The 12,927-nt window shown below is 63.7% G+C and carries 10 protein-coding genes; 4 read left to right on the top strand and 6 right to left on the bottom strand.

Annotated elements, in window-relative coordinates:
- Positions 1-23: 23 nt before the first annotated feature.
- The 4 genes from N536_RS39530 to N536_RS0126610 form a co-directional block, all read right to left on the bottom strand.
- Positions 24-1,442, bottom strand: coding sequence for a hypothetical protein (locus N536_RS39530; protein ID WP_155948732.1), 1,419 nt, complete (start codon positions 1,440-1,442; stop codon positions 24-26).
- 159 nt (positions 1,443-1,601) lie between these two features.
- Positions 1,602-1,748 (bottom strand): hypothetical protein, encoded by a 147-nt coding sequence (locus N536_RS42350; protein ID WP_155948731.1) that lies wholly within the window; start codon positions 1,746-1,748, stop codon positions 1,602-1,604.
- A gap of 547 nt (positions 1,749-2,295) precedes the next feature.
- A complete protein-coding gene (locus tag N536_RS0126615) occupies positions 2,296-3,138 on the bottom strand; it encodes a hypothetical protein (RefSeq protein ID WP_029116407.1) in 843 nt (280 codons plus the stop codon).
- Positions 3,131-3,430, bottom strand: a complete 300-nt coding sequence (locus tag N536_RS0126610; RefSeq protein ID WP_155948730.1) for a hypothetical protein — start codon at positions 3,428-3,430, stop codon at positions 3,131-3,133. The genes N536_RS0126615 and N536_RS0126610 overlap by 8 nt, the downstream gene beginning before the upstream one ends.
- A 780-nt stretch (positions 3,431-4,210) precedes the next feature.
- Here N536_RS0126610 and car point away from each other — a divergent pair.
- Positions 4,211-7,729 carry a carboxylic acid reductase gene (gene car, locus N536_RS0126605; RefSeq protein WP_029116405.1) on the top strand — a complete coding sequence of 1,173 codons (3,519 nt, stop codon included), beginning with the start codon at positions 4,211-4,213 and terminating at the stop codon, positions 7,727-7,729.
- Between the two features lie 87 nt (positions 7,730-7,816).
- Here car and N536_RS39520 read toward each other — a convergent pair whose 3' ends face one another.
- Positions 7,817-8,734 carry a DMT family transporter gene (locus tag N536_RS39520; RefSeq protein ID WP_155948729.1) on the bottom strand — a complete coding sequence of 306 codons (918 nt, stop codon included), beginning with the start codon at positions 8,732-8,734 and terminating at the stop codon, positions 7,817-7,819.
- Between the two features lie 165 nt (positions 8,735-8,899).
- Between N536_RS39520 and N536_RS39515 the strand changes: the two genes are divergently transcribed.
- Both N536_RS39515 and N536_RS0126590 read left to right on the top strand, forming a co-directional pair.
- Positions 8,900-9,556, top strand: a complete 657-nt coding sequence (locus tag N536_RS39515) for a DUF6636 domain-containing protein (protein ID WP_036437689.1) — start codon at positions 8,900-8,902, stop codon at positions 9,554-9,556.
- Between the two features lie 12 nt (positions 9,557-9,568).
- Complete coding sequence (locus N536_RS0126590) at positions 9,569-10,348, top strand: esterase (RefSeq protein ID WP_029116404.1); 780 nt, start codon at positions 9,569-9,571, stop codon at positions 10,346-10,348.
- A gap of 32 nt (positions 10,349-10,380) precedes the next feature.
- Here the strand turns inward: N536_RS0126590 and N536_RS43125 are convergent, their stop codons facing one another.
- On the bottom strand, positions 10,381-10,887 hold the full coding sequence (locus N536_RS43125) for a peptidoglycan recognition family protein (RefSeq protein ID WP_029116403.1): 507 nt from the start codon (positions 10,885-10,887) through the stop codon (positions 10,381-10,383).
- 486 nt (positions 10,888-11,373) lie between these two features.
- Here N536_RS43125 and N536_RS0126580 point away from each other — a divergent pair, with 486 nt between their 5' ends.
- A complete protein-coding gene (locus tag N536_RS0126580) occupies positions 11,374-12,915 on the top strand; it encodes a serine/threonine-protein kinase (protein WP_029116402.1) in 1,542 nt (513 codons plus the stop codon).
- The last annotated feature ends 12 nt before the right edge of the window (positions 12,916-12,927 follow it).

The following is a 12,927-nucleotide window of genomic DNA, read 5'->3' as shown; positions in this document are numbered from 1 at the left end:
CGCCGAATATAATTTCCATCGCGCTACTTTTGCTTGACTTTTTTGAACAGCTGCTGGTAGCCCAGCTTGGTACCCTGGTTCTGAACTGCTATCTCCATCTGCGAACGCAAAAACTTGTGCCCGTCAGTTGTATCGATTTGCTTCACCTGCCATTCGTTCTCGAAAAATTCTGAGGGCAAAAAGTTCAAAATGCCCTTTACAGCCTTTTCCAAGTCCTCCAGGTCTTTCAACGGAGACTCAGCTCCGTCCATCTGCCTGATTACTGTGTATTGCACCAGGCTGTCCAATACATACTCCTGCAAGACCAGCAGAGTCGCTTTCATGAAGAGTTGACTTCCGGTGTTCTCGACTCCGTCATTCCATACTTTTGGATAGATTGATTTGATCGCGTTCCAAAGTCCATAAAAGTATTCCAAACGGTCATCGTCTTTATTGTCAAAGGCCGGAATACCTGAATACAGAATCTTATATTTCTTGGGCATGTTTACGAATTTCGACACCAGCTGGAATGCTACATTTTCCTTCAAGAATCCTTCACCACCCAACCCGAAATCGATAAGGTTCTGAAAGGGTGACTTGGGACTGGTTTGCAGCTTGTGAGTCCACCGCGTCGCTTCAGGATTAATGCCTGCGTCGTCGAATCTTTGCCATAGGTCATCAATCTCCTGATTTGTAAGAGAGGTACTAATGGTTCGACGCAATTCCGTCGGAGTCAACGGCTTTGCCTTATTATTCAGTACATAAAAGTGGAAAACTTGCTCTGCAAACTCCAATCCTGGAAGCAATACGACAGGAAGAACCACCGCGTGATCTGCAACATCCTTGGCTCCGAATACGCGATGTTGCCCGTCAATAATGAGACCAGGCTTAGACACTGACTGAATGTAGTTGGTGATCGCGGCCTGACGTGTTTCAGTGAGTTCATCAAAGTTGTCGATCGCCTGCTTCAATTCTACTGCGAGTGATGCCAAATATGAGTCAGGGATACCTGCGTTCTCAACTTCTTCGTCATCGTCGGTCTCGTCCGCGTCCACATCATCGATCTCTGCGCTTTCAAGTTCGGCGGGCGACATTCGATTTTTGAAGCGTTCATACTGAAGTTCTAATTGTTCGTCGAAAGTCGATTCAGTCGCATCGATCGCTAACTCGGCAGCAGCACCGTCTTTGGCACTTATTGTTATCCTTTCAGAGTCGACTGTCACAATGATCGCGCCAGGAATAATGTTCTTGAGCGAAAGACTCAGAAACTCAGTTACGTCTTTAGCACGATCCTTGTTGTACACACGCTGATACCCGGCCATGTAATCGGCCTTCGCACTCGGCACGTCGGCCCACTCCAGGAGTTCATCGGCGGGAACACCCAGTAAGTACATGATCGGACCGTTAGGTTGCTGCTCAACTGCGATCGCCTGGTACTTGTACGGACTCGGTTGGTCTGACATAGAACGAATCATGCCAGCGGTGTCTGACCAGTCCGACGAACACTCGCAAATCGCCGACGTGTTGACATGCGGCGAGCGCCGGAGAGCGCCGCCGGCCACTGACCGACCTCCACACGAGTCAACCCGTCGCTGCCGCCGTCCGCAGTGCGCCGCACGCCGCTACTCGACGGCGAATCGCCCGTCGCGGAACCACTCGGCCGCCCGACCAGCCATCAGTTCCGCCCGATCATCGGGATGGCGCCAGTAGTACCGCACCGTCCAATACAGCGCTACCCCATTCGGCACATAGAAGACAGCCCCGTTCACGATCTCCTCGCCACCGTCCTCAGGCAGAGGACGATCGCCCTACGAGTCCGACGCTTCGTGTCGGTGTTGTCCTTGACGTCGACCATGTCGTCCCAATCGACGTACTTCGTAGAGACGATGTTCGCGATGTCGATTCCCTCTGGCGTCAGCTTGACGTGTCGATTCCTCCACGTCTCAGGGCGGCAACCAGTCCGATGACGACGGCGACGACGACGACCGCCAACGCCATCACGATCGTCGAGAAAATCTGGTACCACGTGGCGCATCGCAACCTGGGGCGGCGCCATTCACGATTCAGGCGGTCCGGGGACACACGCGCGTCGAAATTGCGAAGCCGCGGGCTTGCTGTCATGCGAACGTGTTCTCAGCTTGCTCGTCAGATTCGGCCGCCTTGGGGGTGCTTGCTGCACAGCCGGCGGGCTGAGGGTGTGGCAACGATTCACAACGCGACCACCATCCCTCCCTACACCGACAGCGTGGCGATGGTTTCCAGACCGAGGTCGACGGCCACAACGCCTGCCCGATCGCCCCTAGAAGGTCTCGGAATTCACGTCGCTGCGGCACGAGATGCGCGCTTTAGCGCAGCCGGTGCCTGTAGGCGTCTGACGGAGGTATCTGGCGGCTCCTGGAACTGTGGCAATCTAGCGATGCTGGATTCCAGTACCGGTACGACGTCGTTGCCCGGGAAACCGTAAACGTCCGGCTCGTCCGGGAATTTCAAACCAATGTCAAACCCGTCGGACGGCTCGGTCAGCGACTTGACCATGCCGACGCGTCCAAAGTGCTTGAGATCACACGCAATAACGACCGCGATGTTATTAAGGACGAGTCCGTGGTCGGGTTTTCGATCACTCTTCGCCAGACGCACGAACCACCAGACAGCACCACACACCACCGTTAGGCCCAGAAGCACCCCAACAACCACATAGGCGGGTTGCCTATCCAGCACCGCACGAGCCCGAGCAATCTCATGACGGATGTGTTCGTTATGCCACCACGCGGCAACAACGAGGGTCGTCGCCGTGAGCCCAAGAAGGAGCGGTGCCAACTTCTGAGCAAGGAATGCGCTCCGCGGCCATTCGTCGGATCCGACCGCAGCGACGAGGTCCTGTCTCGCGCTCTTGGTATCGACCAGCTTCCGCTTCAACACCGTCTGAGCCCATTCAAACCCGCTGAATGCAGTCCCGATCGACAGAGCAGTCACCATCGCGAGCGTTATGAACATAGCGCGAAGCGATGCGTCCTGCAGGGAGTCCTTGGCGAGGTCACCGAAGAGCGCAAGGCCTCCAAGCGCGCCACCGAGGTACGCGTCTAGCCTGACGAATCGCTCATATTTCTCAAGCCTTCGGGCGATAGTGTCATGTTCCCGGCGCTGCGGCGATTCACTCATGGAACCAGCTATTCAGAAATCCTCGAAGTGCTTCGGTATACCCGCCGATCTCATCTGCCGTCAGTGCTTCCTCTTCGAATCGCACGCGCATCATAGCGGCGATCGTCGTCAGCTCGACGACGATCTCCACTGCCCGTGGTGGAGTACGCACCCCCGACTGTTGTAGGACTTCTAGGGTGGTCTGGATAGTCGGCGTGACCGCTTCGAACGAGAACTCCACTCCCCAATCCTCGAGTCTCTGCTGAGCTCTCGACACGCCGCCATTTACTGGATTACCAATGGCCTCAGTCATCTCATTCTCCCCCCCGCAGTCTTGAATTCTGAGACGTCAAGATATCGACGTGTCGCACTCAAATGGCACGTTTTGGACATCATCACCTTTGTCTGACACAGAGATTTGACTAGGAATCAGCTGGGCGACGCGCACTGACCAGCCGCACGCTTACGAATCACGATGTGGCCGTGCGCTTCTGGACCGGTGACGAAGCCGCGGATGCCGACCCGGCGTGCGAAGCCGTGCGGCCGGAGCCCCCAGCCTCATTCCATGGCAGGACCGGGGGCGTGTCGCAAGGCCCCAGCCCTGCTGCACAACCTCCTGGCTCACTACGACGGCGGGGACTGCAGTGCGAAACCCTTTGAAGTGCATGAATCGGGCGCCCATCTCCACGGTGCCGAGGCCGACCTTTCGGTGCGTGCCTGTTGCTGCCCGGGCGCCAGTCGAATTACGAAGCGGGACGACTCATGAACCAGTCTTCTTAACGCGATCACCGGATGGCGAAAAGCCGTGGCCTCGCGGCCATTCGGTTGACGCCCACCGTCTAACCGATCGGTTCCACCCAGAGGCGGGTGATGAACGTCACCGGGCCGCTTCCTGCGGCTCACGTGAGTGCTTGCTCACACAGTTACGTAGCACTTGGCGACGACTAGCCACGGTTGCTGCAGAGGAACCCCCGCCCGCCTCACAGCCAACTCCCAGGAATACATAGGTTCCCTAACCTACTTTCGATTAGTAGGGCACAACGCCGTGCCGCCTACCTCAGAAACTGAATATCGATTGTCAGAGGAGACACTCATGACTCCCGCCAACGCCCGCGAAGCACGGCTCCAGTACCGCTTCGGACAGTTGACCTCTGGCGACGTGCAAATCATTGCCGCTCAGCCCGATCCCGCCATCACCGCCGCCATCGACGGCCCCGACCTCCTGCTCGCCGACGTCATCCGCACCGTCATGACCGGCTACGCCGACCGTCCCGCCCTCGGCCAGCGCGCCGTCGAGTTCGTCACCGACGCCACCGGCCGCACCGTCGCCGAGTACCAGCCCCACTTCGACACCCTCACCTACGGCGAGACCTGGGCCCGCGTGAAGGCCCTCGCCGACGCCCTGGCCAACGACCCCATCCGCCCCAGCGATCGCGTCGCCACGCTCGGCTTCACCAGCGCCGACTACGCCGTCGTCGACATGGCCCTCGCCCTCACCGGCGCCGTCTCCGTCCCCCTGCAGACCAGCGCGCCCGTCAAGCAGCTGCACCCGATCCTGCTCGAGACCGAGCCGGTCGCCATCCTCTCCAGCGTCGACCATCTCGACGACGCCGTGCAGCTCGCCCTCTCCGCGCACGCCCCGCAGCGCCTCGTCGTGTTCGACTACCACCCTCAGATCGACGACCACCGCGAAGCATTCGACTCCGCCGTCCTGCGCCTGTCCGGCCTGAACGTCACCGTCGAAGCCCTCGACGACGTCATCAAGGCCGGCGCCCAGCACACCGACGGCCCCGAGATCCCCCGCGGCCACGATGACGACCTGCGCCTGCTCATCTACACCTCCGGCAGCACCGGCACCCCCAAGGGCGCCATGTACACCGACCGCCTCATGGCCGGCTGCTGGCGTGGCTGGGCCCGCCCCGACTGGGACCCCGACGGCAAGATGCCCGCGATCACCCTGAACTTCATGCCCATCAGCCACGTCATGGGCCGCGTCATCCTCTACTCCACCCTCGGCGCCGGCGGCACCGCCTACTTCGCCGGCAAGAGCGACCTGTCCACCCTGCTCGACGACCTCGCCCTCGTCCGCCCCACCAAGCTCGACCTCGTCCCCCGCATCTGGGAGATGCTCTTCCAGGAGATCCAGAGCGAGGTCGACCGCAGGGCAGCTGACGGCGCCGACCGCGACGCCGTCGAGGTGCAGGTGATGGCCGAGCAGCGCGAGAAACTCCTTGGCGGACGCCAACTCTCGGCCATGACCGGCTCCGCGCCCATCTCCCCCGAACTGCGCGCCTGGGCCGAGGACTTCACCGACATCCACCTCGTCAACGGCTACGGCTCCACCGAGGACGGCGTCGTCCTGGTCGACGACCAGATCCGCCGCCCACCGGTCATCGACTACAAGCTGGTCGACGTCCCCGACCTCGGCTACTTCGGCACCGACCGGCCCCATCCCCGCGGCGAACTGTGGATCAAGTCCGACACGTCGATCCCCGGCTACTACAAGCGCCCCGAGGTCACCGCCGAGCTGTTCGACGCCGACGGCTGGTACCACACTGGCGACGTGTTCGCCGAGATCGCCCCCGACCACCTGACCTACGTCGACCGCCGCAACAACGTCCTCAAGCTCTCCCAGGGCGAGTTCGTCACCGTCTCCAAGCTGGAGGCGGCCTACGGCGCCCACCCGTCGATCCGGCAGATCTTCGTGTACGGCAACAGTTCCCGCTCCTACGTGCTGGCGGTGATCGTCCCCACCGACGACGCGCTGACCAGCGTCGGCGGCGACGTCACCGCGGTCAAGCCGCTGCTCGCCGACGCCCTGCAGAGCATTGCCCGCGACGCCGACCTGCAATCCTACGAGATCCCGCGCGACTTCCTCGTCGAGACAAGGCCTTTCACATTGGAGAACGGCCTGCTCACCGGGATTCGCAAGCTGGCCCGCCCGCAGCTCAAGGAGTACTACGGCCCCGAGCTCGAGCAGCTCTACGTCGACCTCGCCGACGGCCAGGCCGACGTCCTGCGGTCCCTGCGGCAGGACAGCACCAACCGACCGGTCCTGGAGACCGTCACCCGGGCAGCGGGAGCGCTGCTCGGCGCGGCGTCGGCCGACGCGGCACCCGATGCCGCGTTCACCGACCTCGGCGGAGACTCGTTGTCGGCGTTGACCTTTGCGAACCTGTTGCACGACATCTTCGACGTCGACGTGCCCGTCGGCGTGATCGTCAGCCCGGCCAGCGACCTCGCGACCATCGCCGAGTACGTCGAGGCGCAGCGTGCCGGCGGGTCCAAGCGGCCCACCTACGACGCCGTGCACGGCCGCGACGCCACCGAGGTGCACGCCCGCGACCTGACGCTGGACAAGTTCCTCGACGAGGCCACCCTCGCGGCCGCGCCGTCGCTGCCCGGTCCCAGCTCCGAGGTGCGCACCGTCCTGCTCACCGGCGCCACCGGATTCCTCGGTCGCTACCTGCTGCTGGAGTGGCTGGAGCGGATGGACCTGGTCGACGGCAAGGTCATCACGCTGGTGCGCGCCAAGGACATCGACGCCGCACGCGCACGCCTCGACGCCACGTTCGACACCGGTGACCCGAAGCTGCTGGCCCACTACCGCGAGCTGGCCGCCGATCACCTCGAGGTGCTGGCCGGCGACAAGGGCGAGGCGAATCTCGGCCTGGAGCACGCGATCTGGCAGCGGCTGGCCGACACCGTCGACCTGATCGTCGACCCCGCCGCCCTGGTCAACCACGTCCTGCCTTACAGCCAGCTGTTCGGGCCCAACGCCGTCGGCACCGCGGAGCTGATCCGCATCGCGCTGACCACCCGCATCAAGCCCTACGTCTACGTCTCGACGATCGGCGTGGGCGACGGCATCGAGCCCGGCCGATTCGTCGAGCAGGTCGACATCCGGGAGATCAGCGCGACCCGCAAGGTCGACGACTCCTACGCCAACGGCTACGGCAACAGCAAGTGGGCCGGCGAGGTGCTGCTGCGCGAGGCGCACGATCTGGCCGGGCTGCCGGTGTCGGTGTTCCGCTGCGACATGATCCTGGCCGACACCACCTACGCCGGGCAGCTCAACGTGCCGGACATGTTCACCCGGATGATGTTGTCGCTCGTCGCGACGGGTGTCGCCCCCGGCTCGTTCTACGAGCTGGACGCCGACGGCAACCCGCAGCGGTCGCACTTCGACGGCCTGCCAGTGGAGTTCATCGCCGATGCCATCTCGACGTTGGGCGCCAACGTCACCGAGGGGTTCGAGACGTACCACGTGATGAACCCGTACGACGACGGGATCAGCATGGACACCTACGTCGACTGGCTGATCGAGGCCGGCCACCCGATCGTCCGGGTGCCCGCGTACGCGGACTGGCTGGCGCGGTTCGAAACCACGCTGCGGGCGCTGCCCGAGAAGCAGCGCGCGGCGTCGCTGTTGCCGCTGCTGCACAACTATCAGCGGCCGCAGCCGCCGATCAACGGGTCCCTCGCGCCGGCCGACCACTTCCGGGAGGCCGTGCAGGACGCCAAGATTGGCCCGGACAAGGACATCCCGCACGTCACCGCCCCGGTGATCGTCAAGTACGCCACCGACCTGGAGCTGCTCGGCCTGCTCTGAGTCCCACCGGCTTGCCCGTCTCCGAGCGCTTCCTTCTTCTTCTCGCTCGGAGGCGGGCACCTTGGCATCAGCCTCCGAACGCCGCGACTACGCGACCGGGTCCGGCACTGACTCCTGGATCAACCGACGCCGCAGAGTGCGACGACGGCTGATCGCGACACCACCGAGCGCCAGCGCGCCGCCGACGAATCCGAGCAAGGTCGGCACTTCGCCGAGGAACAGCCACGACAACAGGATCGCGATCGCCGGAACCGCCAACGTCGTGGCGGCCATCTTCCCGGCATCCGTGCGGTTCAGCGCGTAGGCCCAGGTGAGAAACGCTATCGCCGTCGGCCCGACACCCAGAAAGACGACCCCGGCCAACGCGGTGGGCGGAGCCTTCGCGACCTCGTCGACGGCCTGCACGGCGAAGGGTGCCGTGGCCACCATGCCGACCGCAGAGCCAAGCCAGGTGGCGGCGATGGCGTTCACGGTCCGCAGCGCGACCTTCTGCAGCAGCACGCCCGCGGCGTAGAGCACCGCGGCCAGCAGGCCCAGTGCCACGCCGAGGCGGTCATTCATGCCGACACCAGATCCGCCGATCGCAATCAGCACCACGCCGGTGAACGCGATTACCAGGCCAACCACCAGCGGCCGGGGAAATCCCTCCCCGAGGAAGATTCCCGCGAACACGGCCACCAGGATCGGCGCGAAGTTGACCAACAGCGCGGCCGTGCCGGCGTCGAGATGCTGTTCCGCCCAGTTCAGCACCACGGTGTAGGCCGCGAACCACAGCAGGCCGTAGCCCATGACCAGCACCAGGCCACGTCCCCGCGGCCATGGTGGCCGGTAGATCGCGACGACGGCGGTCAGGGCAATCGTGCCGACGCCCATCCGGATGAATGCCATTGCGCCGGGGCTGAATTCAGCGCCGCAGAAGCGGATGACGACGAATGCCGACGCCCAGAGGAGAACGGTGATCGCCGCCGCGAGCACGGCAAGGCGATCGGGAGACGCCGATTTCACTGGACCCAGTCTTCAGGTTGTCGCCCGGGGGAGGCAAGCGGATTTCCGACATGAAGCTCATAGATGCTGCCAGTCAGAGGCTGGCCGCCAAGTTTTCGCCAAGAACGCCACCGCATCCTTTCGGCAATCGGACACACAACCGAGTCCAACGAAAGGGGAACCGACATGGCCGAGAACACGCACGACACCCGACCCATCCTGGGCCATGCCGAGCCGCGCCCGCGGTCCATCGCCCGGCGGCCCCAGGTGTGGGCCTTCGCGCTCGCCGCGGCGGCACTCGCCGCGTGCGCGCCGTCGCACAGCGCCACCACGGCCGACGCCCCGAGGATCACGCCCGTCATCTCGAAGTCGACGCCGACACCCGTCGCGCCGTCGACGCCCACCACGGTGACGGTGACCGCGCCGCTGCCGGTGACCGTGACGGTCACGCCGCCGGCTCCGGCGACACCCGTCGTCCAGCACTTCAGCGAGGGCCCCGGCACGTTCCAGTCCCCCTCGGGCAACATCCGGTGCACGATGTACACGTCCACCGAAGGCCACAGCAACGCCATCTGCAGGGTCGCCAAGCACGACTGGACGGCGACGCAGCCGGACAACTGCCACCTGGATTGGGGAAACCGTGTCGACCTTGAGGAAGGTTCGCCCGCACGGTTCGGCTGCTACGGCCAGGAGATGCCCGCCGCGACGTACACGCTCGAGTACGGCCAGATCAATACGCTCGGCTCGACCAGCTGCGCCAGCGACACGTCGGGGATCATGTGCATCGACAAGAGCTCGGGGCACGACTTCTTCGTCTCCCGCGAGACCGTTCACCTCGGCTGACGACGGAGACCCATGACCACACGCAAGGTTCTGATCGCACTCGCCGGCGCCACCGTCGTCGTCGGCGCGGTGGCGTGCGGCGGCACGACCACGTCGACCGGATCATCCCAGTCGCCAACGGCGACAACGGCATCCACGACGACTGAAGCCACCGCCGCCACGACGACGACGACCACTGCCGCCGCCGCGCCGTCGGCGTGCGCCGACCTCGGCGGACACGTCGGACCCGACCAGAACTGCACCGTGCACACCGACGGTCCCGGCTACACCATCGACATGCGCTTTCCGTCCACCTACCCCGACCAACCAGCGCTGACCGCCATCCTCGTCCGCCAGCGCGACCAATTCGTCCAGGCGGTCACCGAGCCACCCGTCCGCGACGTCCCCAAGGCGCTCGACATCAAGTCGACGCCGTACTCGGCGCCGACCCTGCGCACCGAAAGCCTGGTGCTCGAGGAGTACGTCAACGTCGGCGGCGCGCACCCGGAGACCTATTACGACGCGCTGAACTTCGACCTGGGCACGTGGAAGCCCATCACGTTCGAGACGCTGTTCAAGCCGGGCACCGACCCCGTCGCGGTGCTCGACCCCACCGTCGAGAACGAGCTGAAGACCCGCCTGCAGGGCGCTCCCGTGGACGCCAACCCGATCGGCGCAGAGATGTACAAGAACTTCGCCCTCACCGACGACGCGGTGATCTTCTTCATCGGCCAAGGCATGTGGACCATCGAAGCGGCCGGGGCACAGCAAGTCTCGGTGCCCCGCAGCGAGCTGGCGTCGATCCTGGCCTGAGACGGACGCGGCCGAAGTCTAAAGCAGGCGATTCATTGGCCCGCTTCGATGGCCGCAACCCTTTCGGCCGCCTCTGGACCACAGATCTCCTGCAGGTTGACTGGACCGGCAGCCACCATCTCTTCGACGCGGCTCCTCAGATCGCCGGATTGGACATGGGCATAGAGATTCGAACCGGGGCACGCGGTTGCTGCGAAGTCTCGATGCCCCGCCAACGTATTTGTCGGAATTTTGAAACGCTGTGCCCCCCAAGCGAACGCAAGAGCGGCGCCGTTCAGTTGCGCCTCACTCACCGATTCCTGATCGAAGTCACCCTCGCAGAGGACGAGAAAGTGTCCGGTGGGGTCGTACTCTGTCGCCGTGTCTCCGACCAACTCTGGAGCGCGTAGCGCGTAGATATTGCCGTTCCGGTCGACACCGACGTGGTACGCGATGTCGATCCATCCACGCTCACCCTGGTGAAGGCGCTGGTGCTGACGAAGCCTTCCAGGGGCATTGCTGTTGTCACCGAGAACAGCACCCGTGTGGTGCACCGTCATACGGGTGAGAACGTGGGTGACACCGCCAGGTTGCGCCGGCTGCGCTCGCCATGAATCCCGGCAGAGCATCACACCCGACGCCGGGGCAGCCGTTGGCGACGGAGGTAGCGGTGGCGCCGCGGCTGTAGTTGCCGGGGCAGCCGCCAGGCTCCGGCTTGGGCTGGGCGTGGCGGCAGAGGACGTCGGCAAACTGACCGGACCTCTGCCAGCCCATCTCGACGAAAACGTCGCAGCCGCCGCTCCCACACCACCAGCGCCGGCCAGCCACAGCAATCGACGACGACTGAAAATGTCACGCCGGCCATCCGAGCCGGACGCAGGCTCTTCCATGACGCAAAGCGTACGTACGCGCCAACGTGGCCGGCGTCGCATTGCCCAACGACCAAGTGTTGAAGGCCCGTGCGGCTTGAGTTCGACACCATTTCGGGCGGACACATCGCGCCCGTTCCCAGTAATTGGCAAGCCGATGTTTTGTACCATCCGGGCATGCCCTTAGCCGATGGGGCGAAATTTGCCGGCTACACCATCGAGCGCTTACTGGGCACTGGGGGGATGGGCGAGGTTTACCTCGTACGGCACCCCCGGTTGCCCCGGCAGGAGGCCCTGAAAATCCTGCCTGCCAGCGTGAGTGCCGACGAGGAGTACCGCCAACGTTTCGCCCGTGAAGCCGACAACGCCGCAGCTTTGTGGCATCCGCACATTGTGGCCGTCCACGATCGAGGTGAGCACGATGGACAGCTTTGGATCGCGATGGATTATGTCGATGGGACCGACGCGGCGCAGTTGATGCGTTCCCGGTATCCGCTAGGCATGCCGCCGAACGAAGCGTTGGAGATTGTCTCGGCGATCGCTGACGCGCTTGACTACGCGCACGAACGCTACTTGCTACATCGTGACGTCAAGCCGGCGAATATCTTGCTAACCGACCCTCGCCGCGGTGCCCGTCGAACATTGCTTGCTGACTTCGGCATCGCCCGTGCGGTCGATGACGGTAACAATCTCACCGCTACTAATATGACGGTCGGATCGGTCGCGTACGCGGCACCTGAGCAGCTGATGGGGAAGCCGCTCGATGGTCGCGCCGATCAGTACGCTCTGGCGTGCACAGCGTTTCATCTTCTGACCGGCGGACCACCGTTCGGGAACACGAATCCGGCGGTAGTGATCGGCAATCATCTGTCGTCGCCCGCGCCCACGCTCGCTAGTGTGCGCGCCGATCTCGGGGCGATCGATGACGTTCTTGCCCGGGCGATGACGAAGGAGCCGTATCAGAGATTCGAGACTTGCCGTGAGTTCGCGGCAGCCCTGGTGCAAGGCAGCGCGGGCTCTGCCGGGTACGCCGACGCCACCCAGTTCGCGGTGCCGGCCGCGGCGCCGGCTCCGCCCGTCGTTGCGCGCGAGACAGCTTCAGCCGGCGGGTCGAACCAAATTACGATCTCCCGTCGTGTCGCAGCCATTGCGGGCGGTGTTGCAGTCCTGGTCGTAGTGGGACTAGTCGCATTCCTTGGAGCGCGGCTTGGGCAATCACCCGCCGAAGCGCCGACGGCATCGCCGCAGAAATCAACGCTCATACGTCCGGAGCCGACCGTCGGACCGTCGCGCCCGCAACGAACGGTGACACAGACTGCGCCGCCAGTGACGGTCACGAAACCCGGGCAACCTCCGGCGGTTCCGCCGCTCCCGCCGTCACGACCTCCGGGTGATTTGGGATTGGAAACACCGATCAGTTCACCATCGTGCGACGGTCAGGGGATTGTCGTTCTGGGCAGCGTCACTACACCGGGCCAGTACGCAGCCGGGGTTCAGCGCCTGTTGAACGTGTTTCCCGGATCGTCCTATCTCCGTACCGACCGCAGTTGCCCTTCTTTAAGGCAGGCCACTGAAGAGGGCGACCCCATCTATACGGTGTTCAGGACCGCCGGCACGACGCAGGGCCAGGTGTGCGCGGCGGTGCGCGCGGCAGGCGGAGATAGCTACGGGAAATGGCTCGACACCACCACTGATTCCGGTTACATGATCACATGCTGAATAGGTGCAGGG

The sequence above is a fragment of the Mycobacterium sp. URHB0044 genome (assembly GCF_000620625.1).
GTDB lineage: Bacteria > Actinomycetota > Actinomycetes > Mycobacteriales > Mycobacteriaceae > Mycobacterium.
This window is presented reverse-complemented; position numbering and strand designations above follow the sequence as displayed.

Bases quoted from the DNA above. Each gene is read 5' to 3' on its own strand.
- N536_RS39530 (WP_155948732.1), bottom strand. From the start codon at position 1,442: ATGTCAGACCAACCGAGTCCGTACAAGTACCAGGCGATCGCAGTTGAG.
- car (WP_029116405.1), top strand. From the start codon at position 4,211: ATGACTCCCGCCAACGCCCGCGAAGCACGGCTCCAGTACCGCTTCGGA.
- N536_RS39515 (WP_036437689.1), top strand. From the start codon at position 8,900: ATGGCCGAGAACACGCACGACACCCGACCCATCCTGGGCCATGCCGAG.
- N536_RS43125 (WP_029116403.1), bottom strand. From the start codon at position 10,887: ATGACGGTGCACCACACGGGTGCTGTTCTCGGTGACAACAGCAATGCC.
- N536_RS0126610 (WP_155948730.1), bottom strand. From the start codon at position 3,430: ATGACTGAGGCCATTGGTAATCCAGTAAATGGCGGCGTGTCGAGAGCT.
- N536_RS0126590 (WP_029116404.1), top strand. From the start codon at position 9,569: ATGACCACACGCAAGGTTCTGATCGCACTCGCCGGCGCCACCGTCGTC.
- N536_RS0126615 (WP_029116407.1), bottom strand. From the start codon at position 3,138: ATGAGTGAATCGCCGCAGCGCCGGGAACATGACACTATCGCCCGAAGG.
- N536_RS0126580 (WP_029116402.1), top strand. From the start codon at position 11,374: ATGCCCTTAGCCGATGGGGCGAAATTTGCCGGCTACACCATCGAGCGC.